Here is a 24,880-nt window from a genome sequence, read left to right on the forward strand (position 1 = left end):
GCCATGCCGGCCGGTGCCGAGCGGGCGACGGTCCCCGTGACGGCGGCGAGCAGGCCGCCTGAGGACACATGGGTCGAGGCGGAGCGCAGGATCGCCATGGGCGCGAGCGCGTTCACCGCCATCACATGCTCCGCGACCGCCTCGCCGATCTCACCGACCGGCCCGAACGCGGCCACCCCCATGCATACGACCACCGCATCGAGCCCGCCCAGTTCCCAGGCCGCCCAGGCCGCCGCGCCCTCGGCGCCGTCGAGATCCCAGGCGTCGAAGGTCCGGGAGGGACCAGGACCGCACCGCTCGCGCACCCCGGCCAGCCGGCCCGGGTCGCGCCCCGCGAGCGCGGTCACCGCTCCGAGCCCGGCCAGCCGCTCGGCCAGCGCCGACCCGATGTCACCGGTCGCCCCGGCGACGAGTATGCGTGCGCCTCGGATCTCCACGCCATGCCTCCCGTCCCACGTACGCCCGCACAGTACTTCGCCGGGTGGGGGTCGGACGGATGCGGCGAGGCGGATGCGGCGGGGCGGGTGCGGCGGGGCGGGTGCGGGGGGACGGCTTTGCGTTCTTCCTGCCCGATCCGTAGCGTGTAGTAGGTGAACCAAGGTACTGACTATTACGACGTACGGGCCCAGGTGCCCTCCGTGGAGACCTACCTCCGGCTGCGTTCCGAATCGGGGCTCAGCGCCAAGACGCCCGAGGCCGCGCGGATCGGCCTGCCGAACTCGTGGCACGCCGTGACCGTGTTCCGCGAGGGGCGGCCGGTCGGGATGGGGCGCGTCATCGGGGACGGCGGCTGCTTCTTCCAGATCGTCGACATCTGCGTCCTGCCCGAGCACCAGGGCCGCGGGCTCGGCAAGCGGATCATGGCCGAGCTGGTGGGGGAACTGGAGCGCCGGGCGCCGCAGGGCACGTACGCCTCCCTGATCGCCGACGGCGACGCGCGTTTCCTGTACGAGAAGTTCGGCTTCGAACAGACGGCACCCGCCTCGGTGGGCATGCACCGCTTCTTCCGCCGGTGACCACCAGGGCAGCTCCCCGCTCTCGTCCTGAAGGGTGCCCGTAGGACCGTCCACGCCGGGCGCCACCAGCCTGATGACCGCCGTGGCGCTCTCCTCGGGCGACCGGCGCGTGTGGGCGGCCAGGGGGGTGTGCCGTGATGGGCTGCGGGGGGTTGCCGGCGCTGCGCTGCGAGGGTGGCGGCAGGTCAAGGTGGGCGCCGCCGTGGGGCTGGCGGCCGTGGCGCCGGGACTGTGTGGCGCCGGGACCGTACGGGTATTCCGTCTCGCACGCCTGACGAGATCCTCCCCGCCGCTCCGGGTGCACCGGTCCCGCCGCTGTACCTCGACGGCAGGCCGCTGTGCGCGAGCCGCGCCCTTGGCCCGTGCTGTCCCTTCCGCTTCCCGCCGGGATGGCCATATGGGCAGCGGAGGGCGGGAGTCGGGATCAGGTGGCCGGTGCTGTGCCGGTGTGCAGGATGCCTTCGACCCCGTCCAGGAACGTCGCGCGGATCAGCGTCGGGTCGAAGAGGCAGCCGGCCGCCATGGCGCCGTCCCGGAGCATGACGAAGTGCCGGCCGGTCACGTCGGCGGGAGAGCGGCCGATGTCCTCCATGAGCTGCGTGGCGGTTTCCAGGAACCAGTGCCGATGGGCCAGCACGGCTCGGTGGACGGGGTGTGCCGGGTCGGGATACTCGGCCGCCGCGTTCAGGAAGGCGCAGCCTCGGAAGCCGGGGGACTGGATGCCCTCGGCGATGGACCTGCCCACCGCCCGGACCGTTTCGGCCGCCGGAAGACCCTGTGCCCGGATGGCGTCCACCTGTCCCCGGATGCCGTGATCGGCCTGCTGGAGGTAGGCGAGGATCAGCTCGTCCTTGCCCTTGAAGTGCCGGTACAGGGTGGCGCGCGTGACCTGGGCCTCCGCGATGATCCGGTCGACGCCGACGGAGTGCATCCCCTCCGCGTAGAAGATCCGGGTCGCCGTGTCGAGCAGCCGCGCCCGCGCCTCGGACGTGCTTTTACCTGCTGCGCCCGTGCTCATGACGGCCACGGTAGCAGGCGGGGAGGGAGAACGTTCGGTCTTGACAGTCGGAGGGTTGGCGTTTTGGATGATAGAGGGAGACCGAACGTTCTCCCTCTATCTCGAATGCTCCGGAAAGGGCATCTCATGGCCTCGTTAGTCACCTCCCGCGCCCCCACCAAGAACGACACGGCGGCGCTGCGCCGCCTGTACTTCCTGCGCTTCGCGTTCGCCTCTGTGTGGGCGGTCCTTATGTTCGCGACGGCCCACACCCTGAGCCCCCTCAGTGCGACTCTGCTGGTGATCTATCCCTTGTTCGATGTGGCGTGCGCGGCCGTCGACACCAGGTACGCCAAGGCGAGCCAGGGCCCGGTGCGCGGTCTCTACGCGAACATCGCGCTCAGCACCCTCACCACCGCGGGTCTGGCCGCCGCAGCCGCCTCGGGCATCCCGGCGGTCCTGCGGGTCTGGGGCGCCTGGGCCATCAGCGCCGGAGCCGTCCAGCTGATCGTCGGCGCCCTGCGACGCCGACGCGGCATGGCCGGACAGTGGCCGATGATCCTCAGCGGAGCGATCTCCACCCTCGCCGGAACCTCGTTCATCGCCCAGGCCGCCAAGACGGACGCCTTTTTGGGCTCCCCGGCGGCCTACGCCTTCCTGGGCGGGGTCTTCTTCCTGGTCTCCGCACTCCGCCTGGGACGGGCCGACAGCACCGGCGGAATCCGCCCGTGAGGTGCGTGCGCCGGGCCGGGCACCCCAGCTAGCCCTTGCTCCACCCGGTCGTGCCGGAGTACAGGTCCAGCAGGTCCACCACGAAGACCAGGGTTGAGCCCGGTGGGATCAGGGACGACGGTGACTGATCGCCGTAGCCGAGGCGCGGGGGGACGATGATCTCGCGCCGGCCGCCGACCCTCATCCCCCTCACCCCCCGGTCCCAGCCCTTGATGACCTTGCCGCTGCCGAGGGCGAACTTGTACGGCTCCCCCCGGTCCCAGGAGGCGTCGAACTCCTTCCCGGACGCGAAGGTCACACCGACGTAGTGGACCCGAACCACCATGCCAGGCTTGACCTCGGCCCCGTCCCCGACGGCCAGATCCCGGACGGTCAGCTCCGTAGGGGCATCCCCCACCGGCACATCGACCTCGGGCTTCGTCCGTTCACTCACCGCAACCTCATCACTGTTCGCCGAAAGCCGACTGCCGGACCAGCGGACCATGCGGACGCTCCACACAGCTGATGGTCACGCTACCGAGACCGCAGCACACGGGGCCGACGTACTCCCCGTCGCTCCGTCGGTCGGGCGGGTCGCTGCGACTTCGTTGCCGGTGGCGAGGATCATCCACCCGGTGGTCGGTTTTCCCCGGAGTCGGAACTGCGGACGTGCCAGCAGCGCGCGCAGCCGGGCGGCGACGGCGGCCAGGGCGAACCAGCGGACGACGCGGATCGGCCCGTCCAGGATGCCTTGGAAGAGGATCTGCCGGGTCGTCGAGCCGCCACCCTGGACGTACTGCCGCACGATACTGAGGAAGAACAGTGCGGCCCCGAGGTTGAGGGCGTGGGTGAAGAACGCCTGGGCGACCTGAGCGCCTAGGGCAGCCGCTCCACGGTTCGCGACTCGGTGTCGTAGCTCCGCGCCGCTGTGAACGTTCCCTCCCAGGGCTCGGACAGTTCGGCGGGCAGGAGTTCCGCCGGCCATGAGCCGGCGCCGGACCGTGTACGGCCGAGGCTGATGTGTGGCACCCAGCGCTCGGGCTCGAACAGCGGATTCCCGGCACCGGGTAGCAGCTCCCACAGCCGCCGCTGCAAGGCGGCCGGCCCGGCATCGGGCGCAACACGCCAGGCCAGTACCGAAGTTCGTCCCTCGAAACGAAGTGTCCCCTCCAGTCGCAGCGGCAGCGGAAGCACCGACAGCGCCTCGGCCAGCGAAGGCCGCACGTCCCACGGCAGCTCGGGCGTGGTCGTCAATGTGAGGTGGGGCCGATTCGTCGCATGCCGGTGACCAGCCAGACTCGGCATCCCCAGCTCCGCGAGCCGCGCCCAGACCCGCCGCACCCGCGCCTCGGTCGCTTCGTCGGGCAGCAGCTCCAGTGTGCGCACCGGACCAGCGTAGGGGGCGAGGTGGGCCGACGCGCGGGCAGGCGGCTGGGCCGATGAGATCTCAAACAGGCAGCGCCGGGGAACGTGAAGTTGCCCGAGCGCGTGAACGTCATCGCCGGGCTTGGGCCGGCGGCGCTCGGAGTCATGTATGCCGGTGGTGTCGTCGGCTGAACGGCTCAGGGCTACCACCGAGAGGAAGGCATGTGCGCAGCGTTTCTGGCGGAGGGCAATCGCCCGGATGGGCCGTCCTGGTCCCCGTACCTGGCCATCGGCATGTTCATCCCTGTCGGCGTAGTCATGGGGGTCCTCTGCCTGAGGCACCGAAAGGAGTGGGACACGTGCGCACCACGAGTGGCCTCGCCCGCACCGACGGCGTGGTCGAGCGGCAGTCCATCGACGTGGTGCCGGACGGTGAGCGACACGGCGGGGCGTTCAGCCAGCTCACACTCTGGCGCGGGGCGCGGGCAGATCACCGCCCTCGTCAGATGATCCGGTCATGGGCACAGTTCGGCGGCCGGGGCGCCGCCGTGTCGCTGCTGGGGCGCGGACGTCTCCTGGATCGTGGGCCTCGATGTACCGACCACGCCGTACCGACTGCTGGCGATGTCTGGCAAGCGCGCCAACGGTCGCGCCGCGGAGACGGAGTTCACCGGCTCGACTAATGAAGTCGACGCGCTCTGGTCTCCGCTGACCGTTGACCGCTGACCGGGCCGTGAAGGAATTCCCGACCCAATCCGCGTCCACAGGCAACGCCTCGGGAGCTGTGCCCGTCTATCCGCCTGAATGCACCGTCGGCACATCCGCGACAAGGGGTGCCGAGTCGGACAGGAGGATCGTGTGCGGCAAGTTGTCGAACGTCATCTCGGCAAGGTCGTGGCGGGCGGATCGCTCGCCGTGGCCGCGACTGCCCTGCTGTTAGCCGTCACGCTGCCGAATCAGCCGGACCCGGGGGTACGCAGCGAGTCGGCGAGCACGGCGAGTCAGGACGCCGTGGCACCCGCGGGCAAGGTCGAGGCCGCGCCCCAGGAGAAGGAGCACGGCGTCGGGAGCGACCCGCTCACCGACACCGAGACCGCGCGCGCCGAGAAGATCGCACTGCGCGGCAGCGGCATGAGCGCCGCCGCGCGGGACGTCGAGGGAGACCGTGGTCCGCAGCGCATCGCCACGAACCTCGCCGAGGACCCGACGGGCAAGGGAGCCCGGCGCGCGGAGATCATCTATTACGACTACAAGGCGAACGTCACCATCACCAGGACGGTGGACCTGGGCACCGGCAAGGTCACGGCCACCACCACCGCACGGCACGTGCAGCCACCGCCCAGCCGCGAGGAACTCACCGAGGCTGCCCGTGTGTTGATCGCCGACCCGCACGGCAAGGGGCTCAAGCAGGACTACCGGAAGGCCACCGGGAAGGACCTCACCGGTCCCTTGGACCTCGATCTCAGCGGGTTCGTCTTCCGCGAGGAAACCGTCGAGCGACTGCCCGCCGCCCTCGAGACGTGCGGTGAGCACCGCTGTCTTCAGGTCGTGGCCAAGGTCAGGAACGGCCCGTGGATCGACACCCGGGCCTTCGTCGTCGACCTCAGCGCCCGCTCCGTCGGCCGTCTCGGCTGATCCCCTCTCTTCGGCGAAGGAGCCGACCACTCATGCATGTCCCGTACGGCACCCTGTTCCGGCATGCCCGAAATCGGGCAGCGTCGATCCTCTCGGCCGTCGCCCTCCTCGGCTCACCGGCCGCCCTGGCGAGCCCCGCGGCCGCGGCACCGTCCGCCGCTCCCGCCCCGGCCGACTGCAGTACCGCGTACAAGATCGAGCAGACCCTCGACGGCGGCACCACCTGGCATATGTGCTGGCACTACAACACGCTCTCCGGCCTGATCCTGGACAAGGTCGGCTACCAGCCCAAGGGCGAGGCCAAGCCCATCCGCGTACTCGCCAGCGCCCGCCTCGCCCAGGTCCATGTGCCTTATGACGACGGGAAGGCGGAGTACGACGATGTCACCGGCACCGACTTCGGACAGCAGTTGCAGAAGCTGCGCCCCGACGAATGCCCTGGCGGCACCATCAAGTCCGTGAAGGTCCCCGACCGGGGCGTCGTCCCGGGGCTGTGCGTCACCACGCGCGCCCGTGGGCACGCCTACCGTCTCAACAATGACGCCAGCACCGACGGCAACGGCCGTCTCTACACCGCCCAGGGCAAGGATCTGCTCGTCTACACCGTCAACAAGGCGTCGTGGTACGAGTACATCACCGAGTGGCGCTTCGCCTCCGACGGCACCATCAGCTCCAACGTCGGTGCCACCGGCAGCCTTTCGCCCTACGACTTCGACGGCGGCGACACCCGTGGCTGGCCCATCGGCAAGGGCGCCCAGGCCAAGGCCGAGAGCCACGCCCACAACGTCTTCTGGCGGCTGGATTTCGCCCTGGACGGCTCCACCAGGACCAAGGCCGAGCAGTACGACTCCAAGGTCACCCCGCCGAGCGGCCGGGGTAGCCCGACGACCAGTACCCGCCGCACGCAGATCACCAAGGAACTCAGCGGTGACCGCACCGACATGCGCTGGTGGCGGGTGGTGAGCACCGCCGGCAAGAACAAGGACGGCCACCCCCGTTCGTACGAGATCGTGCCCGGCGCCAGCCAGAAGCACCCCGGGCGGCCGTACACCAGGCACGACGTTTTCTTCACCCAGTACAAGGCGTGCGAGCAGTACGCCAGCAACAATCCCGGGTGCCCGAACGGCAGCCCCACCAGCGTGGACAGGTTCGTGAACGGGGAGACGCTGACCCACCCGATCACCTGGGTGAACATCGGCTTCCACCACATCGCCCGCGACGAGGACCAGCAGCCGATGCCGGTGCACTGGCAGGGCTTCTCCCTCTCCCCGCGCGACGTGACCGCCATGAACCCGCTCACCCCGCGCGACCTGGCCGGCGCGAACGGCCATCCCCACAACTGAGGCCACCAACACCACCGTCACGCGGGATGACGATCGCCTCCGGGGAGACCGGGGGCGATCGTCTGTCCCTTCACGCCCATCGCCGCAACCCGCATATATCACCGCGGACTAGTCAAGTGAAATGCCGTCCAAGCGGAACCCTGGCGCTGAAATGCCCCGCAACCGCTGGTCGTAGAGAAATAAGTGCCCGCCGGGGATTTCCCCAGGTCAGGTGCCCACTTGGGTTGTCTAGAAGAAGCCGAGCTTCTTCGGCGAGTACGACACCAGGAGGTTCTTCGTCTGCTGGTAGTGCTCCAACATCATCTTGTGCGTCTCGCGGCCGATTCCGGACTGCTTGTAGCCGCCGAAGGCCGCGTGGGCGGGGTAGGCGTGGTAGCAGTTGGTCCAGACGCGGCCTGCCTGGATCGTGCGGCCGGCACGGTAGGCGGTGTTGATGTCGCGGGTCCAGACGCCAGCGCCGAGGCCGTACAGCGTGTCGTTGGCCAGCTTCATCGCGTCATCGAAGTCGCCGAAGGACGTCACCGAGACGACGGGGCCGAAGATCTCCTCCTGGAAGATCCGCATACGGTTGTCGCCCTCGAAAATGGTCGGCTGGACGTAGTAGCCGCCCTTCAGTTCGCCGTCGTACTCGACGCGTTCGCCGCCGGTGAGCACCTTGGCGCCCTCCTGCCGGCCGATGTCCAGGTAGGAGAGGATCTTCTCCAACTGGTCGTTGGACGCCTGGGCGCCGATCATCGTGTCGGTGTCGAGCGGGTGCCCCGGCTTGATCTGCCGGGTACGGGCCACGGCCGCCTCCAGGAAGTCGGCGTAGTTGCCGCGCTGGACAAGCGCCCGGGAGGGACAGGTGCACACCTCACCCTGATTGAGCGCGAACATGGTGAAGCCCTCAAGGGCCTTGTCCCGGAAGTCGTCGTCGTGCGCCCACACGTCGTCGAAGAAGATGTTGGGCGACTTGCCGCCAAGCTCCAGCGTCACCGGCTTGATGTTCTCCGAGGCGTACTGCATGATCAGCCGCCCGGTCGTTGTCTCCCCGGTGAACGCCACCTTCGCCACCCGGGGGCTGGAGGCCAGCGGCTTGCCCGCCTCCACGCCGAAACCGTTGACGATGTTGAGCACGCCCGGCGGCAGCAGGTCGGCGATCAGGCTCATCCAGTAGTGGATGGACGCCGGGGTCTGCTCGGCGGGTTTGAGGATGACCGCGTTGCCCCCTGCGAGCGCGGGCGCCAGCTTCCAGGCCGCCATCAGGATCGGGAAGTTCCACGGGATGATCTGAGCGACGACCCCGAGCGGCTCGTGGAAGTGGTAGGCCACGGTGTCGTCGTCGATCTCGCCGAGCGACCCTTCCTGCGCGCGGATCGCCCCCGCGAAATAGCGGAAGTGGTCGATGGCCAGCGGGATGTCAGCGGCCAGTGTCTCGCGGACCGGCTTGCCGTTCTCCCAGCTCTCGGCCACCGCCAGGGCCTCGAGGTTGGCCTCCATGCGGTCAGCGATCTTCAGCAGGATGTCCGAACGCACCGTCACCGATGTACTGCCCCAGCCGGGTGCGGCCGCGTGCGCCGCGTCGAGTGCCCGTTCGACGTCCTCTGCGGTGCCGCGCGCGATCTCGGTGAACGGCTGCCCGTTGACCGGCGACGGGTTCTCGAAGTACTGCCCGCGCGCCGGCGGCACGTACTCCCCGCCGATGAAGTGGTCGTAGCGCGGCTGGTAGGAGACGATCGAGCCCTCGGAGCCGGGCGTCGCGTAACGGGTCATGCTGGTCTGCCTCCCGATGCAGCGCTGCCCGCCGTTGGGCAGCTCCCGTCATGAGGCTAGACGGGCGGACGTTGCGAATATGTTGCACCGCTGGTCACCCAGGGTGTCTGGCGGACCTGAGGGCGACGGCTCGGTACTCCGGGCACGGCCAGCTCGGCTTCCAGCGCCGCGATCCGAGCCCGCACCGGAGCTGTCGGCCGTACGGTGGCCAGGGCCCGCCAGACCAGTAGGTCGTGCTCACCCCACGGGGCATGGGCCCAGTCCGCGAGCAGATCGGGATCGCCCCGGCTGATCAGCGCCGTCCGGAGAGCCGCGGCGATCCGGAACCGCAGCCGTACGACAGCGGGGGCCTGGGAGCCCGGCAGCAGCGGGCCGCGATACGCCCGTACGGCGGCCGTGAGCGCGCCGGCCTCCAGCTGCCGTTCCACCAGCGTCGCGTCGCACTCGACCGGCAGGGACAGCCGGTACGGCCGGGATGCCAGCAGGCCCGGCGGCAGCAGCGGGCGCAGCCTGGCCAGCTCGGCGCGCAAGGTCACCGGCGTCACCGATTCATCCGCGTACAGCGCGCACAGCAGCTCGTCTCCGGTCATGCCCTCGGGATGGCGGGCCAGAAGCAGGAGGATCTCACTGTGCCGACGGCTCAGCCTGATCCGGCGACCGCCACCCGGCCGCAGCTCCGCCTCGTCGCTCCCCAGCACCTTCAGCGTGACGGTGTCTTCCGTCTGCGCCGGCGGAACGAGGAGGCTGAGCTGTGACTCGGCCGCGCGGGCCACCGCCTGCACGAAACCCAGGCTGTGCGGATGCGCCAGCCCGTCTCCTCCGGTGATGTCGACGGCGCCGAGGACCCGGCCGGTGTGCGGATCGTGGATCGGCGCGGCCGCGCAGGTCCATGGCTGCACGCGCCTTATGAAGTGTTCCGCCGCGAACACCTGCACCGGGCGATCCACGGCCACCGCCGTGCCCGGCGCGTTGGTATCGACAGCCGCCTCCGACCACCGCGCCCCCGGCACGAAGTTCATCCGGTCAGCCCGCCGCAGTGTCGTCGGATGTCCTTCGACCCACATCAGTCTGCCGTGTGCGTCGCACACCGCGAGCAGATGCGAACCGTCGGCGGCGAACGTGCCCACCAGTTCCCGGACCAGTGGCATGACCTGGGCCAGGGGATGCCCGGCGCGGTAGGCGCCGAGGTCGTCGTCGGTCAGTTCCACGCTCGCTGTACCCTCTGGCCCCACGCCGGCCCGTGCGCTGCGCCGCCATGACTCGGCCACCACCGGCCGGACCGGGCGCGGAACCGTGCCGAGGGTCGTGAAGGTCTCATGCGCCCGTCGCAGTGCCCGGACTCTTTCGCCTGGGTCGGCTCCCGGCTCCAGAGCCACCCACTGATCGGTCAACTCGTCCTCCCTGCGTGGGAATCGACTGGGCCATCGTCACGTGCGACTCCTCCCCGGACAACCAGGTCGACGTGAGTCAGGAGAAATTGACAAGCCCCATGTATCGGACCCAGTCCCAGTTCACCCCCGGGTCTGTGTGGTCGGTGCCGGGAATCTGGAAGTGGCCGATGATGTGCTCCCTGTCCTTCGGGATGCCGTACTTGTCGCACACCGCGGCCGTCAGTCCGGCGGACTGCTCGTAGAGGGCGTTCGTGAAGTAGGCGGGCTGGTCCACCCAGCCCTCGTGCTCGATGCCGATACTGCGGGTGTTGTAGCCCCAGTCGCCCGCGTGCCAGGCGACATCCGCCTCCCGGACGCACTGGGCGACATGGCCGTCCGCCGAGCGCACGAGATAGTGCGCGGACACCCTCTTCTCCGGGTTCTGGAAAATGGCCAGTGTGCCGGTGTAGGTCTCCTGAGTGACATGGATGATCACTCGGTCGATCTTGTAGGCCGCCGGGCGGCTGGACGCCGTGTAGTTACCGCTGCTAGCCGGCTGCCACTCGCTGGACGGATGGTCGACTGCGCCCTGCGCGGCCGCCTGCGGGCCGGGAAGGAGTGCGTAGGGGACGGCGGCGAAGGCCGCGCCCTGCAGGATGCCGCGTCGGGTGAGGTGGTTACGGGGCTGGTTCATCTCCATCGTCGGCTGCCCTTCAGCAGTATGGGAGTCGTCTGACGCAGATCAGGCGGCAGTTGAGCGCGTGGATGCGCGCACGCCCTTGAGAGCCGTCGCGCGGGTATGCGCAAAGGTGCAGAGGTGTCGAGGTGGTGCACGTACAGCTCAGTGGAGTCCTGCACGTATGACCGACACAGTGTCAGCTCGCGCCAGCGGAAATCGGGAAGGGACGTGGTGGTGTCGGCGCTGGCGTCGCGACCCGGTCGATTTCGTGTACATGTTCCCCCCTGATGCCGCTGTCGGTCGGTGCTTGGCATGTGTGCGGCCTGCACTTCCGCCGCTCGTGGACAGCGGCTGTGGCTCGCGTGAATCACGGTACGACGCGGGTGAGTCGGGCAGAAGGGTGAGCGCCGGGTCCGTGGACAAGTCGCGGATTGTGGATAAGTCGGTCACACGTTCGAGGGACTTCGGGCAGCAGTGGGCTTGGCGGTCGGTCGCCGCGGGCATCCCCGAAATGTCAGGTCCGTTCCGCGACCAGCGCCGGATCGTCGAGTACGGCCCGTACCACCGAGTGCGCGGCACCGAGCAGCGGACCCTGCGGGCCCAGTTCGGACACCGCCACAGGACATGCCGGACCGGCCGCGCGACCGCGCAGCTCGAGTTGCAGAGAGGGAAGAAGCCATGGTGAGAGGGCCGCCAGCGCACCACCCAGGACGACCATGTCTGGGTCCAGGAGATTGACGGCCCCGGTCAGTGCGATGCCGAGCGCCGCGCCGGCCTCGCCGAGCGCCGCGCGCACGTCCTCGTCGCCCGCTTCGGCTCGCTCCGCCAGTACCTCCACCACGTCCTCGCGGTGTTCGATCCCGGCCACCCGCAGCACGGCCTCCTCTCCTGCGTACTGCTCCAGACAGCCGCTGCCTCCACACGGACAGGGGGGACCGTCAGGCCGGACCGGTATATGGCCCAGCTCGCCGGCGAACCCGCGGGTGCCCCGCAGCAACTGGCCGTTCACCACGATCGCGGCGCCTATGCCGATCTCCGCCGACACGTGCAGGAAGTCGTCGGGCGTTCCGGTGCCGAGCCACAGCTCCGCCAGTGCGCCGAAGTTGGCCTCGTTGTCCACGGTCAGCGGAAGTCTGCCGGGCAGCATGCTGCCGAGGTCGGTGCCATGCCAGCCGAGATTGGGGGCGCGCACGACGGTACGGCCGTCGCGGGCGACCAGACCGGGTACGGCGACCGCCAGCCCGGCGACCCATAGGCCGCCCTTCTCCACCTCCGCTGTGACCTGCTGGATCAGCCGAGTGAGTTCCTGGGCCACCGGCTCCGGAGAACGCCCCCTGTTCGCGCCGCGCCGCACGGCACGCGCGCGCACAGCGCCGTTGAGGTCGACAGCGCATACCGCGAGGTGGTCCACGCCGATCTCCGCGCCGATCCCCGCAGGCCCCCGGCCGCTCACCGCGAGCGAGGAGCCGGGCCTTCCCACCCGGCTCGGTCGTTCGGGCCCCAGCTCCTCCAGGAGATCCCAGCGGATCAGCTCGTCAACGAGGGATGACACGGCCGCCCGTGTGAGGCCGATACGCGAGGCGACAGTGGCGCGCGACAACGGACCGTCCGCGCTGACGGCGTGCATGACCCTGGCCAGGTTGCGGCGACGCATGCCCTGCTGGGTGTCCGGCAGGGTGCGCCCACTCCCCGTCTGTCGCGTGTCGTGCGGCGGTGCGGTCATGCCTCCGTCGATTCTCGGTGTCCGTGGCAGGAGGGTGCGTGGCTCGCGGTCCGGCCGGCCGCCCGCTGCCGGGCCTCGCGTTCGGTCCTTCCCGGCAGTCCGGCCGTACCCGGCACGCACCCGGCCGGGCTCAGCGGGAGTCCGTCCCCCGTTCCAGCAGTGGGGACGCGTCGGAGAGTACCCCGGCGATCCGGGACAGGGCTTCCTCGTCCCGTTCCACGGCGTCCAGGACCCGTCCCTCCGTCGTCCTCCAGCGGCGAGCGACGGCCACGGGATCCTCGCCGGTCAGCAGACCCGCCGCCTGAGCCGCCGCGCCGAGCGCGACCAGTTCCTTCGCTTCCGGGATCTGCACCGGCCGCCCGGACAGCCGTCGCACCGTCTGCTGCCACGCCGTCCCACGGGCGCCGCCACCGATGAGCAACAAGGGAGCGGTGCGGTCGGCGTCCTGGTCGAGGACCAGGTCCAGCGCACCGAGCAGCGAGTGCACGGCACCGTCATAGGCGGCCTGGAGTACCTGACCGGCGGTCGTGTCGTGACGCAGACCGTGCAACAGCCCTGATGCGTGGGGCAGATTCGGGGTGCGCTCACCGTCCAGATAGGGCAGCAGCGTGACCGAGGTGCCGGGCTCCACGGCCTCGCGGTCCAGTCCGAGCAGGGCCGCGACCCGGTCGACGGCGAGGGTGCAGTTCAAGGTGCAGGCCAGCGGCAGCCAGTCGCCGTGCGCGTCGGCGAAACCCGCCACCGTGCCGGTCGGATCGGTGGGGCGGCGCTTGGACACCGCGTACACCGTGCCCGACGTGCCGAGGCTGAGTACCGGCGTACCGGGGCGCAGACCCAGACCGAGCGCGGCGGCCGCGTTGTCCCCGGTGCCTGGGGCCACCAGCGTGCCCCTGGAGAACGGCAGGTCGTGGCCGTCGCGCACGGTGCCTGCCACCTCGCCGGGCCGCACCACCTGGGGGAGCAACGCCGGGTCGAGCCCCACATGCGCGAGGGTCTCCTCGTCGTACGACTCCGTCGCCGACGCCCACCAGCCGGTGCCGGAGACATCGCCGCGGTCGGTGGTGCCCAGGCCGGTGAGGCGTTCGGTGAGGTAGTCGTGGGGGAGGCGCACAGCCCGGGTGGCGCGGACCGCGTCCGGCTCGTGCTCCGCGAGCCACGCCCACTTCGACACCGTGAACGACGCGCCCGGCACGCTGCCCGTGCGCTCCGCCCAGGCATCCGGGCCGCCCAGCTCCTCCACGAGCCGCCGGGCCTGGGGCGCCGAGCGGACATCGTTCCACAGCAGCGCGGGGCGTACCGGCTCGCCGTGCGCGTCCAGCGTGACCAGGCCGTGCTGCTGGCCACCGATCGAGACGGCCGCCGCCTCGTGCGCCGCCTCGCCGCACTGCCGCAGCGCCTCGCACAGCGCGTCCCACCACTGACGCGGATCGCTCTCCCGCCCCGTGCCGGAGGTCACCGTGTGCGCGGCCTGGCCGCTCGCCACCACCTGTCCGGTGGACGCGTCGACGACCAGTGCCTTCGTGGACTGGGTGGACGTGTCCACACCGACGACGAGCGGACCCTCGGCTGCTGACATCGGGCTCTCCCTCTTTCGCGGCGTCATCGACCGGCAGCGACGCCGCTCATCGATGGCGCCCTGGCGTGGAAAACATCTGGTCCCTTCCCAGAGGTGCTTCCGCATACTAATTTGTAAACGGCCATGACGAAATAGTCGTACGCATGAGGAGCCGCGGCATGAGCTACCAGCCCACCCCCGAGGACAAGTTCACCTTCGGCCTGTGGACCGTCGGCTGGCAGGGGAGGGACCCGTTCGGCGACGCCACCCGCCCTGCCCTCGACCCGGTGGAAACCGTGCGGCGGCTGGCCGGACTCGGCGCGCACGGGGTCACCTTCCACGACGACGACCTGATCCCCTTCGGCGCTTCCGAGACCGAGCGCGAGTCGCACGTCAAGCGCTTCCGTCAGGCGCTGGACGCCACCGGCATGGCCGTGCCGATGGCGACCACAAACCTTTTCACCCACCCCGTCTTCAAGGACGGCGCGTTCACCGCCAACGACCGCGACGTACGCCGCTACGCGCTCCGCAAGACGATCCGCAACATCGATCTCGCCGTCGAACTGGGCGCGGAGACCTATGTCGCTTGGGGCGGCCGCGAGGGAGCCGAGTCGGGTGGCGCCAAGGACGTGCGGGCGGCCCTGGACCGGATGAAGGAGGCGTTCGACCTCCTCGGCGAGTACGTCACCGACCAGGGGTACGACATCCGCTTCGCCATCGAACCCAAGCCCAACGAGCCGCGCGGCGACATCCTGCTCCCCACCGTCGGTCACGCCCTCGCCTTCATCGAACGCCTGGAGCGCCCCGAGCTGTACGGCGTCAACCCCGAGGTCGGGCACGAGCAGATGGCCGGACTCAACTTCCCGCACGGCATCGCGCAGGCCCTGTGGGCGGGCAAGCTCTTCCACATCGACCTCAACGGCCAGTCGGGCATCAAGTACGACCAGGACCTGCGCTTCGGCGCCGGCGACCTTCGGGCCGCTTTCTGGCTCGTCGACCTTCTGGAGAGCGCCGGGTACGAGGGGCCCCGGCACTTCGACTTCAAGCCGCCGCGGACCGAGGACCTCGACGGAGTCTGGGCTTCAGCCGCCGGATGCATGCGCAACTACCTCATCCTGAAGGACCGCGCGGCCGCCTTCCGGGCCGACCCGGAGGTGCAGGAAGCATTGCGTACCTCACGGCTGGACGAACTGGCGCAGCCCACGGCCCCGGCCGGCCTGGAGGATCTGCTCGCCGACCGTTCGGCCTTCGAGGACTTCGACGTCGAGTCCGCCGCCGCGCGTGGCATGGCCTTCGAGCAACTCGACCAGCTCGCGATGGATCACCTGCTCGGCGCCCGCGGCTGACGGGGTGCGCGCGTGGTCGGCCCGCTGTGACCGGCCACGTGCGACCTGCCTCCTTCCCCTGAGGGGTGAGCGCGGGGAAGCGGCGTCGCTGGTGGCGGGAGCGGGTACACACCCCAGCGGGGGCACCGCGACGGTCTTCAGCCTCCGAAGGGTTTCTCAGGGGTTCCTCAGGGTCGGGCTTCAGGGATCTCTCAGGGGCGGCGGCCGGAACCGGGAGGTGCCCGGGACCGTTTTCCATGCAGAGAGTGGCAGTGGTCGTGACGAAGGAGGCGGAGCGCATGTCGAGAAACGCGAAGATCGCTGTGGGTGGCGTGGCGGTCGGGCTGCTCCTGCTGATATGGCTGCCCTGGTGGGTGGCGTTCCTCATCGTGGTGGGGGTTCCCGCCGCGGCGTACCTGGCGTTGGACCCCTCGCAGCGGCGCAGGCTGCGCCGGGTCACGCGCAAGGAGATCGGCCGCTGAGCCGATCGGTGTCAGAGCGGACGTACGGCGATCTTGTCGAGCCCTTCCAGCAGGCCGGGGAGTTCCGGGCCCCGCCCCACGGGGATGACCTCGCCGGGCTCCGCGTCGAGCAGGACGAACGCGATGTCGTCGGTGCGGGCCACGATCGACCAGCCGGGACCGTCGGCCCGCAGCGTCCGCGCGTCTCCTGGGGCGAACGACGAGCGGACACGTCCGAGGGGCGGCGGCGTGTCGATGTAGGCGTGTGCCTCCGCCAGCGCCTGTCGTACGCCTGGATGGCCACGCTTGGCCGTACCTTCAGGCTCTGGCTGTGTGTCGGGCGCGGTCTCCAATGCGGGTGCTGCGGTGCCGGAAGGCCGCTCGCCGGGCAGGACTGCGGCGTTATCGAGCCGACCGCGCCACTCCGCCCACCGGAGGGCTATCTCGTCGGCAGCGAGGCGCCGCTGGGCCGCCCCCCAGGTCCTGGTGTCGGGTGGGGTAAGGGGAGGTTGATCGGTGGCGTCGGTGACCGGGTCGTGCGGGGCGGGTACGTCGGGCGCCGCGACGGCCAGTGCCAGGGGCCAGCCCGGGAGGGCCGCCACGACCGTGCGCCCGTCGGGCGACAGTTCGTACTCCATGCCGCAGTCCCAGGAGGCTATCGCCACCGCCACCAGAGAGACATCGTCGATGACGGCCGTCCAGCGGGCTCCCTCACCGTCCTGCCCGAGAACCAGCCCGTACCCCTCGTCGAGCGGTGTGAGACCCAGTGCCGCGCAGGCAGCGGGATAGTCGTCGCCCAGGACACTCGGGAACTGCGCCGGTGTCAGCAGCGCCGCCGTAAGCACATACAGCGCTTCGTCAGCGGCAGCCACGGGTGCATCGTCCGACCCGGCCATCTCAGTCTCCCCAGTGGTTGTCCGTCGGCGGGCACCATAGTGCCCGGGGGAGAGGCTTGTCACGACTCCTCGCACCAGGGAGAGCTGCGGTTTTCCAGCCGGACAGGGGCGAGACACCCCCTGTCCGGCAGTGCCCTCCTCAATCCGCCGGCAGTCCCAGCAGGTCGCGTGCCACCGCCCTCGGGGTCATGGAACGCTCTCGGGCGAGGGTGATGACAGCTCGGCTCGCCAGTTCGCCGACGCCGAAGGAGAGCGCTTCCGGTGACACCCACGATGACGCCTCGTCCACTCCGTCCTGGTCGTCCTGCGCACGGGCCGCCACGTAGGCGGCCGCAGCCTCGAAAAGGTTGTGTCCACGCCCTTTTCGCTCGGCGAGAGCTTCCCCGCCTGGTGAAGTACCCAGCCTGGCAGCGTACTTACGCAGCATGTCGAACACGTGAACCACCTTCCCCCGGTCGGGGTCTCGCTCATCGCGCACGTCTCATTACTCAAAGTAGAGTCGAAATTTCCGTGGCATAAGGGGACCTCGCGGTGAAACGCTTCGAGCAGTTCGACCGGATCCGGCGGCTGGACCCGGTCACCGGCGCTGCGGAGATCCATCGTCTCAGTGCCGCGTTCGAATTCCTCTGGGACTACACACGAGCGCTGGAACTGGTCCTGTACCGCACCTGTGCCGCCCCCTGGAATCGGCCGGCTCCTCGCCGAGACGGCGGAGCTGACCGAACGCTCGCAGCGGCGGTGCGACGACACCGCCCTTCGAGGAGCTGGAGGCGCTCCTCGACTCATACGAAAGGCAGCACTTCGCATGGGACGAGCAGGCCCGGTGGGTGTCCGACGCGACGCTCGACCTCATGGCGTCCTGGTATCCGCGACCGCTCGCACCGCTACTGCGTTCGGCGACCCTCACCCTGCTCGAAGGGCCGTTGCTGCGTGCCTTCCATTATGAACGCCAAGTCCGATGGTCATCTCTCTGGCGCGGCACGCGGTACGGACACGCGGACGGCCGGTCAGGCTGCTGCCTTCGCGCCGCGCGCCTCATCTCGCCCGGCAGAACCGGGAGATCAAGAGCTACTCCCTCGGCTACCGCACCGCCGACCTGGGCACGCGCCCGATGCCGGGCATGGGCGGCTGCCTGGTGCGGCAGGCGAAGCCGACCGACGCGGTGGAGTGAGTCGAGTGAATGACATCGGTCGGCCAGCCGGCCCCCGGACGAGCCGTCGCTTGGACCTGCGGCCGTCGCCGGTCCGGTCTCAGGACTCGCGGAACGCCAACGCGAGGAAGTAGTCGGGCTCGTCGACGTACGACGTCATGCGCCACCCGGAACGTGCCAGCAGAGGGCCGAGGTTGGTCTCAGCTCGCAGATCTTCGGGCCTGAGCTGCCTACCCTGGCGAGCGGCAAGGGTTGCCCGGCCGATGGGGTGGAACAGGGCGAGCGTGCCACCGTGCCGTACCACGCGGGCCAGTTCGCGGAGATTCGGGCTCGGCTCGGGGAGGTGCGCGATCAGACCCGCCGCGAAGACGGCGTCCAGGGACTCCGACCGCAGGGGCAGCGTGGTGACATCCGCGAGCAGCAGGGCAGCGTGCCGGCCCCGCCCGGCCCGCGCTGCGGCCTGCAGCATGGCCGGAGTCAGATCCGCCCCGATCACCGTCCCGGAAGATCCCACGGCGGCGCGCAGCGATGAGAGCGCACGTCCCGTGCCGCACCCCGCGTCGAGCACCCGGCCGCCCGTGCCCAGCCCCATGTCGGACACCGCCGCCGCATAGGCGGGGCCGTCGTCGGGAAACTTGCTGTCCCAGTCGGCCGCCCGCGTGCTGAAGAACTCCTGGACGTGTGTGTGGTCGTCACTCATACTCCGATGATCTCCCGCCGTCCCCCTCGGCGCCGCACGCGCATGGATCGGGCCCGGTGCGATCTTTTCACCACAACTCCACGTCATGTTCGGACACCTTCTGTGTCATGTTGTGCCAGCTTTCGAAATGCGCCCCATCTGTGAGCCCCTGCCCCGACTAGCGTCCGGAGGCCATGGGACACCTTGACCACGCGGCCTTCGGATGGCTGACTCCGGCGCTCTCCTACGCCATGGCCTGCATCGGCGCCGCACTCGGCCTGCGCTGCACGGTGCGCGCGCTGGCCACGGCCGGCCGGGCTCGGCGCAACTGGCTGATCACGGCCGCTTCAGCGATCGGGACCGGCATCTGGACCATGCACTTCGTGGCCATGCTCGGCTTCCGCGTCAGCGGCACCGACATCCGCTACGACGTGCCCCTGACGATCCTGAGCCTCGTCGTCGCCATGGTCGTCGTATGCGCGGGTGTCTTCGCTGTCGGCTACAGCAAGGACCGTAACCGCGCCCTTCTGATCGGCGGCCTCACCACCGGCCTCGGCGTCGCCAGCATGCACTACCTTGGCATGGCCGCGGTCCGGCTGCACGGGAGCGTGACCTACGATCCCGTCCTCGTCGGCCTGTCGATCGCCATCGCGGTGGTCGCCGCCACGGCCGCGCTCTGGGCGGCACTCAACATCAAGTCCCCGCTGGCGGTCACCCTCGCGTCCCTCGTCATGGGCGCGGCGGTCAGCAGCATGCACTACAGCGGCATGTTCGCGGTGAGCGTCCATGTCAACCCCTCGGGCGCGACCCTGCCGGGAGCCACGGCCATGCAGTTCATCTTCCCGCTGGCCGTGGGTCTCGGCTCCTACCTCTTCATCACCTCGGCCTTCGTCGCCCTCTCGCCCACGGCGGACGAGCGGCAGGCGTCCGCCACGGCCCAACGGCCCGTCGAGGGCGCCGCCCGCTAGCGCCCGCCCCGCCCTCAGAGCCCTGACCCACTGCCCGAGCGAGGAGGCCATGCGCCCACCCCGTAGCACCCCGAAGGCCGGACCGCCGGCGCAGTCCCCGACCCCGCTACGCGGCCGACGCGCGCACGCCGGGCCACCGGCCGACGAGAGACCGGACCTCTACTTCGACATGCCGCCGGACTACGCGCCCCCGCGTGCGAGCCGCTGGCACATGCGCCCCCGGACCGTGCGCGCCAAGGTGGTCTGCCTCCTGATGGTGCCCGTCGTCTCCCTCCTCGCGCTGTGGGCGTACGCCACCGTGACCACCGCGCAGGACGTCTCCGAACTGCGTGAGTCGCAGCGCATCGACGCCGAGCTGCGCACTCCCGTCGCCTCCGCCGTAGCCGCTCTGCAGGCGGAGCGGGCAGCCGCTGTGCGGTACGCAGCCGAACCGAACGCGGCGCAGGGGAACGAACTCCGCGGCCTCACCTCCACGACCGACCGGGCGGTGTCCGGGCTCCGGCTGGGCGACGACAGTACCGTCGCCGCAAGCCAGCAGCTCCCCGCCGGAGTCGGCAGCCGTCTGGAGACCTTCGTCGGCGGAGCCGAGCAGCTCCGCCGGCTGCGGGCCGACGTGCTCAGCCGTGAGGCGGACTGGGCGAAGGCTTACGACCGGTACTCCAGGACCATCGATGCCGCGTTCGCCGTGGACGGTGCCCTATCCGGCATCCAGCGCGCCGATGTCGGCTCCGACGCGCGCGTGCTGCTCGAGTTCTCCCGGGCCGCCGAGGCGCTGGCCCAGGAGAACGCGGTGCTCGCCGGCGCGCGCCCCGACGGCGAGCTTCGCGGCCTACGTCTGCGGCTGCTGGGCGGGGCCGTCGCCAACCGGCGCGCCCTGACCCACATAGCCGTCGCCGATCTGCCCGCCGCCCAGCGCGCCGCCTGGAACCGCACCGCCCGGGGTGGCGCCTACCTCGCCCTCACCGCCGCCGAGGACCGCATCCTCGCCGCTGGCTCCGGCGCCAAGGCGGTCGACACGTCGCCCGGTTCGGCCTGGGCCACCGCCCACGCGCGCGTGCGGGCGGACATGAGCACCACCGCGGCGGCCACGAGCCGGACCGTCGCGGGCCGCGCCGACCCGTTCGCCCACGGTCTGCTCAGCCCGGCCGGCGCCGCCGTGCTCTTCGGCCTTGCCGCTGTCGTGGCCTCGCTCGTGATCTCGGTCCGGATCGGACGCACGCTCGTGGTCGAGCTGGTGAGTCTGCGCAACGACGCTCTGGAGATCGCCCGCCGTAAACTTCCGGCGGCCATGCGGAAACTCCGCGCGGGCGCGGACATCGACATCCGCGCCGAGGCCCCCGCCGGACCACCCGCGGAGGACGAGACCGGGCAAGTGGCGGAAGCCCTGACGACCGTGCACCGGGCCGCACTGCACGCTGCGGTGGAGCGCGCCGAACTCGCCAACGGCATCTCCGGAGTCTTCGTCAATCTCGCCCGCCGCAGCCAGGTACTGGTCCACCGCCAGCTCAGCCTGCTGGACAGCATGGAGCGCCGCTCCGAAGACCCGAACGAGCTGAGCGACCTGTTCCGGCTCGACCACCTCACCACACGCATGCGCCGCCACGCCGAAAGCCTGATCATCCTTTCCGGGGCGGCGCCCGGCCGGGCATGGCGCATGCCGGTGTCCCTGACCAACGTCGTCCGCGCGGCCGTCTCGGAGATCGAGGACTACGCGCGCGCGGAGGTCCGTCAGCTCCCCGAGGCGGCCGTCGTCGGAGCCGCCGTCGCCGACCTCACTCACCTGCTCGCGGAACTGGTCGAGAACGCGGCCCAGTTCTCGCCGCCCCACACGCGCGTACGCGTGTCCGGTGAACCGGTCGGCAACGGCTACGTCATCGAGGTCGAGGACCGGGGCCTCGGCATGAGCGCCGAAGCCCTGGTGGAGGCCAACCGGCGCATCGAGCAGTCCGAGGCCCTCGACCTCTTCGACAGCGACCGTCTCGGTCTCTTCGTGGTCAGCAGACTCGCGGCCCGCCAAGGCATCAAGGTGCACCTGCGCACCTCCCCGTACGGCGGCACCACCGCAGTCGTGCTCCTGCCGACCGCCTTGGTGCACCAGACCACTTCGGCACAGCCGGCGGAAGATCCCCCGCTCGGCCAGGAGCCGGAACGCGAGTACGCGCGCGTGCCCGATCTTCCCCCACCGGACCCGGCCGCGGTGACCGCGCAGGCCGAGCGGCCCGCTCTGGCCGCCACCGCGCCATCGGCCGCCACTGTGCCACCGCCCGTCGAACCCGCCCCGGACACGACGCCTCCCGGAGCCAGCACCTTGAGGCCCCACCGCCCGCCGGCCGACTCCGAATCCTCGGAAGACCTTCCGCGCCGCGTGCGCCAGGCCAGCCTCGCGCCTCAGCTCCGCAAGGAGCGCCCGGCCGAGCCGGCAGCGGAACCCGAACCGCCCGGCGACGAGGGACGGACCCCGGAAATCGTACGGGACCGGATGGCGGCCTACCGCGACGGCTGGGTACGCGGCGGTGGCCGACGCCCCGGCCGCGTCGCACCAGCGCCCGGAACGGGCAGCGACAGCACCGAAGGAGAACCAGCATGATCCAGGAGCCGAACACGACCGCGAACGAGCGATCCGGCGAACTCGACTGGCTCCTGGACGACCTGGTCAGGAGGGTGACCGAGGTGCGCCATGCCGTCGTGTTGTCCAACGACGGCCTGGCGGTCGGGTCCTCCACCGGCCTCGGCCGCGACGACGCCGAACACCTCGCGGCCGTGGCCTCGGGTTTCAACAGCCTGGCCAAGGGCGCAGGACGACATTTCGGCGCGGGCGGCGTCCGCCAGACCATGGTGGAACTGGACGACGCCTTCCTCTTCGTGGTCTCGGCGGGAGACGGCTCCTGTCTCGCCGTCCTCACGGCGGCGACCGCCGACATCGGCATGGTCGCCTACGAGATGGCACGCCTGGTCAGACGCGTGGGTGAACACCTCTACTCCGCCCCGCGCGTCGCCTCACGGCCACCCGCCGCAGGCTGACCGGGAAGGCCGGAGCGGATGACCGACAACCCGCCGGGCGACCTCCGGGACGAGGGCAGCCAGTGGTATGACGGTGAGGCGGGGCCACTGGTGCGCCCCTACGCCATGACCGGCGGACGCACCCAGCCCGGCCCCACCGGAGTGCCCTTCGACCTCATCGCCCTCGTCACCCTCGACCCCGCGGCGCCCGGCACCAACGAGGACAGCGCGCTCGGTCCGGAACACCGGACCCTGATGGAGTTGTGCCGCACCGAGACACAGTCGGTCGCGGAACTCGCGGCGGACGCGGATCTGCCCCTGGGCGTGGTCCGGGTCCTGCTGGGCGACCTGCTGGAACTGGGCTTCGTCACCGTCAGCCGTCCCGTGCCGCCGGCCCAGCTGCCCGACGAGCGGATTCTGCGCGAGGTCATCGAAGGGCTGAGGGCCCTGTAGATGAACGTTGACGACCGACCCGGCACCTATTCGGTCGCCGTTCCGCGCGCTGCCGGTGACCAATCGGCCGTGAGTCGGTCATATGTGGTGCTTTTCAGTCCGAACTCCCGAGGCGGTGCCGAAGTTGTCATGATGCTGACCTCACGCCCCGGACACATCGAACGCAGCCGCCCTCCCGAGAGAAGTGATCATGGCCTCTGAGCACGTCGAAGCCGCCGACGACATCTCCGCCCTGGCGCTGAAGATACTGGTGGCGGGGGGATTCGGGGTCGGCAAGACCACGATGGTCGGCTCCGTCAGCGAGATCCGGCCCCTGCGTACCGAGGAACTGCTCAGTGAGGCGGGTCAGCTGGTCGATGACACCGACGGCGTGGACCACAAGGTGACCACGACCGTGGCCATGGACTTCGGCCGTATCACGATTCGCTCCGGCCTCGCCCTGTACCTGTTCGGGACGCCGGGACAGGACCGCTTCTGGTTCATCTGGGACGAGCTCTCGCAGGGAGCCCTGGGAGCCGTGGTCCTCGCCGACACGCGCCGGCTGGAGGACTGCTTCCCGGCGGTCGACTACTTCGAGCACCGGCGCATTCCGTTTGTCGTCGCCGTCAACTGCTTCCCCGGCGCGCGCCCCTACGGCGCCCATGACGTCTCATGCGCCCTCGACCTGGACCAGGGAACTCCCGTGGTGCTCTGCGACGCCCGTGACCGCGACTCCGGCAAGGAAGTACTGATCCGCCTCGTCGAGTACGCCGGGCGTATGCACACGGCCCGGCTTCTCGACTCGGTGAGCTGAGCCCGACTCAGTCCGCGAGATCCCGCACCGCGACCACGTGGTCGATGTGCACCCTCACCAGCAGTTCACCTGGAACGCCGTTGCGGGCGCCGAACTCCTCGGCGTGGTCCTCGCCCATGTACCGTGCGGCGATCCGGGTGGCCCACCGGCGCATGTCGTCCAGATCCTCGGACACCCGGGCCTGGCCGTTCAGGATCACGAACGAGAACGGCGGCCGGTCGTCGTCCACGCAGAGCGCGACCCGGTGGTCACGGGCGAGATTGCGCCCTTTCACCGTCTCCCCACCGGTGTTGAACACCAGCTCGTCGCCGTCCAGCAGAAACCAGATCGGGGCGATATGAGGGCTTCCATCGGCTCTTACGGTCGCCAGCTTGCCGGTCCGGGTGCCGTGCGAGACGAACGCCCGCCATTCCTCGTCGGTCATCTTCTGTGCCATACGCCCATCTTGCTTGCCCGGACGCCGGACGTGGGGAAGGCTTGCGGAAAGCTCCTCCAGCCAGGGGGAGAGGCCACACGGGGAGACGGAACATGGCGCAGAACCAGGGACTGGGCTGGCTCCTGGACGATCTCACCCAGCGCGTGGACCACGTGCGACACGCGCTGGTGCTCTCGAACGACGGACTGGTCACCGGCGCGAGCACCGGACTACGGCGCGAGGACGCGGAGCACCTGGCTGCCGTGTCCTCAGGACTGCACAGCCTGGCCAAAGGCTCGGGGCGCCACTTCGGCGCGGGCCGCGTGCGGCAGACCATGATCGAGTACGACGACGCCGTACTGTTCGTCACCGCCGCCGGGCCCAGCAGCTGCCTCTGCCTGCTCAGCGGTGCGGAGGCGGACATCGGTCAGATCGCCTACGAGATGACGCTGCTGGTGAACCGGGTCGGCGAACACCTCGGCGTGAATACCCGGCAGCCCGAACACACTCCAGTATCTGATCTCTGACCTGCGGCTTCAGGCAGCAAGAAGGTTATCCACAGGGCCGACGCGGAGTGCGCGGATATGGCTACGG

The 24,880-nt window shown here is 70.2% G+C and carries 26 protein-coding genes and 1 pseudogene; 13 read left to right on the forward strand and 14 right to left on the reverse strand.

Translation table 11 applies throughout. The features are described from left to right. Positions 1-437: SDR family NAD(P)-dependent oxidoreductase (locus ACFWN1_RS08715; protein ID WP_384359399.1), on the reverse strand; the 437-nt coding region annotated here is incomplete at its 3' end. A gap of 153 nt (positions 438-590) precedes the next feature. On the opposite strand from ACFWN1_RS08715, the gene ACFWN1_RS08720 reads away from it, so the two are divergent. Continuing rightward, entirely contained in the window at positions 591-1,016 is a 426-nt protein-coding gene (locus ACFWN1_RS08720) for a GNAT family N-acetyltransferase (RefSeq protein ID WP_384359400.1), read from the forward strand. 424 nt (positions 1,017-1,440) lie between these two features. Here the strand turns inward: ACFWN1_RS08720 and ACFWN1_RS08725 are convergent, their stop codons facing one another. Then, entirely contained in the window at positions 1,441-2,034 is a 594-nt protein-coding gene (locus ACFWN1_RS08725) for a TetR/AcrR family transcriptional regulator (RefSeq protein WP_384359401.1), read from the reverse strand. Between the two features lie 126 nt (positions 2,035-2,160). Between ACFWN1_RS08725 and ACFWN1_RS08730 the strand changes: the two genes are divergently transcribed. Further along, entirely contained in the window at positions 2,161-2,745 is a 585-nt protein-coding gene (locus ACFWN1_RS08730) for a hypothetical protein (RefSeq protein WP_384359402.1), read from the forward strand. Positions 2,746-2,773: 28 nt separating this feature from the next. Here the strand turns inward: ACFWN1_RS08730 and ACFWN1_RS08735 are convergent, their stop codons facing one another. The 3 genes from ACFWN1_RS08735 to ACFWN1_RS08745 form a co-directional block, all read right to left on the reverse strand. Beyond that, a complete protein-coding gene (locus tag ACFWN1_RS08735; protein ID WP_384359403.1) occupies positions 2,774-3,178 on the reverse strand; it encodes an FKBP-type peptidyl-prolyl cis-trans isomerase in 405 nt (134 codons plus the stop codon). A 75-nt stretch (positions 3,179-3,253) separates the two neighbouring features. After that, on the reverse strand, positions 3,254-3,529 hold the full coding sequence (locus ACFWN1_RS08740; RefSeq protein ID WP_384359404.1) for a hypothetical protein: 276 nt from the start codon (positions 3,527-3,529) through the stop codon (positions 3,254-3,256). Positions 3,530-3,600: 71 nt separating this feature from the next. Beyond that, complete coding sequence (locus ACFWN1_RS08745) at positions 3,601-4,110, reverse strand: 2'-5' RNA ligase family protein (RefSeq protein WP_384359405.1); 510 nt, start codon at positions 4,108-4,110, stop codon at positions 3,601-3,603. 837 nt (positions 4,111-4,947) lie between these two features. Between ACFWN1_RS08745 and ACFWN1_RS08750 the strand changes: the two genes are divergently transcribed. Next, positions 4,948-5,724 (forward strand): Tat pathway signal sequence domain protein, encoded by a 777-nt coding sequence (locus ACFWN1_RS08750; protein WP_384359406.1) that lies wholly within the window; start codon positions 4,948-4,950, stop codon positions 5,722-5,724. A gap of 32 nt (positions 5,725-5,756) precedes the next feature. Next, on the forward strand, positions 5,757-7,067 hold the full coding sequence (locus tag ACFWN1_RS08755) for a copper amine oxidase (RefSeq protein WP_384359407.1): 1,311 nt from the start codon (positions 5,757-5,759) through the stop codon (positions 7,065-7,067). A 228-nt stretch (positions 7,068-7,295) separates the two neighbouring features. Here the strand turns inward: ACFWN1_RS08755 and adh are convergent, their stop codons facing one another. From adh to xylB, 5 genes are all read right to left on the reverse strand, one after another. Then, positions 7,296-8,819 carry an aldehyde dehydrogenase gene (adh, locus tag ACFWN1_RS08760; RefSeq protein ID WP_384359408.1) on the reverse strand — a complete coding sequence of 508 codons (1,524 nt, stop codon included), beginning with the start codon at positions 8,817-8,819 and terminating at the stop codon, positions 7,296-7,298. Positions 8,820-8,875: 56 nt separating this feature from the next. Further along, entirely contained in the window at positions 8,876-10,210 is a 1,335-nt protein-coding gene (locus ACFWN1_RS08765; protein WP_384359409.1) for a GAF domain-containing protein, read from the reverse strand. A gap of 76 nt (positions 10,211-10,286) precedes the next feature. After that, the gene (locus ACFWN1_RS08770) at positions 10,287-10,883 is read right to left on the reverse strand and encodes an N-acetylmuramoyl-L-alanine amidase (RefSeq protein ID WP_384359410.1); all 597 of its coding nucleotides are present in this window, start codon (positions 10,881-10,883) and stop codon (positions 10,287-10,289) included. Positions 10,884-11,382: 499 nt separating this feature from the next. Beyond that, positions 11,383-12,591 (reverse strand): ROK family protein, encoded by a 1,209-nt coding sequence (locus tag ACFWN1_RS08775; RefSeq protein ID WP_384359411.1) that lies wholly within the window; start codon positions 12,589-12,591, stop codon positions 11,383-11,385. Positions 12,592-12,721: 130 nt separating this feature from the next. Further along, the gene (xylB, locus tag ACFWN1_RS08780) at positions 12,722-14,167 is read right to left on the reverse strand and encodes a xylulokinase (RefSeq protein ID WP_384359412.1); all 1,446 of its coding nucleotides are present in this window, start codon (positions 14,165-14,167) and stop codon (positions 12,722-12,724) included. Between the two features lie 158 nt (positions 14,168-14,325). Between xylB and xylA the strand changes: the two genes are divergently transcribed. Together xylA and ACFWN1_RS08790 are read left to right on the forward strand one after the other, a co-directional pair. Continuing rightward, on the forward strand, positions 14,326-15,492 hold the full coding sequence (xylA, locus tag ACFWN1_RS08785; protein ID WP_384359413.1) for a xylose isomerase: 1,167 nt from the start codon (positions 14,326-14,328) through the stop codon (positions 15,490-15,492). Positions 15,493-15,770: 278 nt separating this feature from the next. Next, complete coding sequence (locus ACFWN1_RS08790) at positions 15,771-15,953, forward strand: hypothetical protein (RefSeq protein WP_384359414.1); 183 nt, start codon at positions 15,771-15,773, stop codon at positions 15,951-15,953. Positions 15,954-15,964: 11 nt separating this feature from the next. Here the strand turns inward: ACFWN1_RS08790 and ACFWN1_RS08795 are convergent, their stop codons facing one another. Continuing rightward, entirely contained in the window at positions 15,965-16,828 is an 864-nt protein-coding gene (locus tag ACFWN1_RS08795; RefSeq protein WP_384359415.1) for a hypothetical protein, read from the reverse strand. Positions 16,829-16,967: 139 nt separating this feature from the next. After that, positions 16,968-17,264 carry a hypothetical protein gene (locus ACFWN1_RS08800; RefSeq protein ID WP_384359416.1) on the reverse strand — a complete coding sequence of 99 codons (297 nt, stop codon included), beginning with the start codon at positions 17,262-17,264 and terminating at the stop codon, positions 16,968-16,970. Positions 17,265-17,359: 95 nt separating this feature from the next. Between ACFWN1_RS08800 and ACFWN1_RS08805 the strand changes: the two are divergent. Beyond that, positions 17,360-17,999, forward strand: a pseudogene (locus ACFWN1_RS08805) (hypothetical protein). Between the two features lie 79 nt (positions 18,000-18,078). On the opposite strand, the gene ACFWN1_RS08810 reads toward ACFWN1_RS08805, so the two are convergent. Next, positions 18,079-18,678: a class I SAM-dependent methyltransferase gene (locus tag ACFWN1_RS08810; protein ID WP_384359417.1), complete on the reverse strand. Its 600-nt coding sequence runs from the start codon at positions 18,676-18,678 to the stop codon at positions 18,079-18,081. A gap of 173 nt (positions 18,679-18,851) precedes the next feature. Here ACFWN1_RS08810 and ACFWN1_RS08815 point away from each other — a divergent pair, with 173 nt between their 5' ends. From ACFWN1_RS08815 to ACFWN1_RS08835, 5 genes are all read left to right on the forward strand, one after another. Beyond that, positions 18,852-19,625: an MHYT domain-containing protein gene (locus ACFWN1_RS08815; protein WP_384359418.1), complete on the forward strand. Its 774-nt coding sequence runs from the start codon at positions 18,852-18,854 to the stop codon at positions 19,623-19,625. A 49-nt stretch (positions 19,626-19,674) separates the two neighbouring features. Beyond that, positions 19,675-22,212, forward strand: coding sequence for a nitrate- and nitrite sensing domain-containing protein (locus tag ACFWN1_RS08820; protein ID WP_384359419.1), 2,538 nt, complete (start codon positions 19,675-19,677; stop codon positions 22,210-22,212). Then, complete coding sequence (locus tag ACFWN1_RS08825) at positions 22,209-22,646, forward strand: roadblock/LC7 domain-containing protein (RefSeq protein ID WP_384359420.1); 438 nt, start codon at positions 22,209-22,211, stop codon at positions 22,644-22,646. Before ACFWN1_RS08820 ends, ACFWN1_RS08825 begins: the two co-directional genes overlap by 4 nt. 18 nt (positions 22,647-22,664) lie before the next feature. After that, positions 22,665-23,078, forward strand: a complete 414-nt coding sequence (locus ACFWN1_RS08830; protein ID WP_384359421.1) for a DUF742 domain-containing protein — start codon at positions 22,665-22,667, stop codon at positions 23,076-23,078. A gap of 190 nt (positions 23,079-23,268) precedes the next feature. Next, entirely contained in the window at positions 23,269-23,871 is a 603-nt protein-coding gene (locus ACFWN1_RS08835) for an ATP/GTP-binding protein (RefSeq protein WP_384359422.1), read from the forward strand. A 7-nt stretch (positions 23,872-23,878) separates the two neighbouring features. Here the strand turns inward: ACFWN1_RS08835 and ACFWN1_RS08840 are convergent, their stop codons facing one another. Further along, positions 23,879-24,307, reverse strand: coding sequence for a PPOX class F420-dependent oxidoreductase (locus tag ACFWN1_RS08840; protein ID WP_384359423.1), 429 nt, complete (start codon positions 24,305-24,307; stop codon positions 23,879-23,881). A gap of 92 nt (positions 24,308-24,399) precedes the next feature. On the opposite strand from ACFWN1_RS08840, the gene ACFWN1_RS08845 reads away from it, so the two are divergent. Further along, the gene (locus ACFWN1_RS08845; protein ID WP_384359424.1) at positions 24,400-24,813 is read left to right on the forward strand and encodes a roadblock/LC7 domain-containing protein; all 414 of its coding nucleotides are present in this window, start codon (positions 24,400-24,402) and stop codon (positions 24,811-24,813) included. Positions 24,814-24,880 lie beyond the last annotated feature (67 nt).

Origin of the sequence: Streptomyces sp. NPDC058459 (genome assembly GCF_042721685.1) — a bacterium.
Classification (GTDB): Bacteria; Actinomycetota; Actinomycetes; order Streptomycetales; family Streptomycetaceae; genus Streptomyces.

Excerpts from the sequence above, each read along its gene's own strand:
- ACFWN1_RS08725 (WP_384359401.1), bottom strand. The coding sequence starts at position 2,034 with ATGAGCACGGGCGCAGCAGGTAAAAGCACGTCCGAGGCGCGGGCGCGG.
- ACFWN1_RS08730 (WP_384359402.1), top strand. The coding sequence starts at position 2,161 with ATGGCCTCGTTAGTCACCTCCCGCGCCCCCACCAAGAACGACACGGCG.
- ACFWN1_RS08755 (WP_384359407.1), top strand. The coding sequence starts at position 5,757 with ATGCATGTCCCGTACGGCACCCTGTTCCGGCATGCCCGAAATCGGGCA.
- adh (WP_384359408.1), bottom strand. The coding sequence starts at position 8,819 with ATGACCCGTTACGCGACGCCCGGCTCCGAGGGCTCGATCGTCTCCTAC.
- ACFWN1_RS08770 (WP_384359410.1), bottom strand. The coding sequence starts at position 10,883 with ATGAACCAGCCCCGTAACCACCTCACCCGACGCGGCATCCTGCAGGGC.
- ACFWN1_RS08775 (WP_384359411.1), bottom strand. The coding sequence starts at position 12,591 with ATGACCGCACCGCCGCACGACACGCGACAGACGGGGAGTGGGCGCACC.
- xylB (WP_384359412.1), bottom strand. The coding sequence starts at position 14,167 with ATGTCAGCAGCCGAGGGTCCGCTCGTCGTCGGTGTGGACACGTCCACC.
- xylA (WP_384359413.1), top strand. The coding sequence starts at position 14,326 with ATGAGCTACCAGCCCACCCCCGAGGACAAGTTCACCTTCGGCCTGTGG.
- ACFWN1_RS08790 (WP_384359414.1), top strand. The coding sequence starts at position 15,771 with ATGTCGAGAAACGCGAAGATCGCTGTGGGTGGCGTGGCGGTCGGGCTG.
- ACFWN1_RS08795 (WP_384359415.1), bottom strand. The coding sequence starts at position 16,828 with ATGGCCGGGTCGGACGATGCACCCGTGGCTGCCGCTGACGAAGCGCTG.
- ACFWN1_RS08810 (WP_384359417.1), bottom strand. The coding sequence starts at position 18,678 with ATGAGTGACGACCACACACACGTCCAGGAGTTCTTCAGCACGCGGGCG.
- ACFWN1_RS08815 (WP_384359418.1), top strand. The coding sequence starts at position 18,852 with ATGGGACACCTTGACCACGCGGCCTTCGGATGGCTGACTCCGGCGCTC.
- ACFWN1_RS08820 (WP_384359419.1), top strand. The coding sequence starts at position 19,675 with ATGCGCCCACCCCGTAGCACCCCGAAGGCCGGACCGCCGGCGCAGTCC.
- ACFWN1_RS08825 (WP_384359420.1), top strand. The coding sequence starts at position 22,209 with ATGATCCAGGAGCCGAACACGACCGCGAACGAGCGATCCGGCGAACTC.
- ACFWN1_RS08830 (WP_384359421.1), top strand. The coding sequence starts at position 22,665 with ATGACCGACAACCCGCCGGGCGACCTCCGGGACGAGGGCAGCCAGTGG.
- ACFWN1_RS08835 (WP_384359422.1), top strand. The coding sequence starts at position 23,269 with ATGGCCTCTGAGCACGTCGAAGCCGCCGACGACATCTCCGCCCTGGCG.
- ACFWN1_RS08840 (WP_384359423.1), bottom strand. The coding sequence starts at position 24,307 with ATGGCACAGAAGATGACCGACGAGGAATGGCGGGCGTTCGTCTCGCAC.
- ACFWN1_RS08845 (WP_384359424.1), top strand. The coding sequence starts at position 24,400 with ATGGCGCAGAACCAGGGACTGGGCTGGCTCCTGGACGATCTCACCCAG.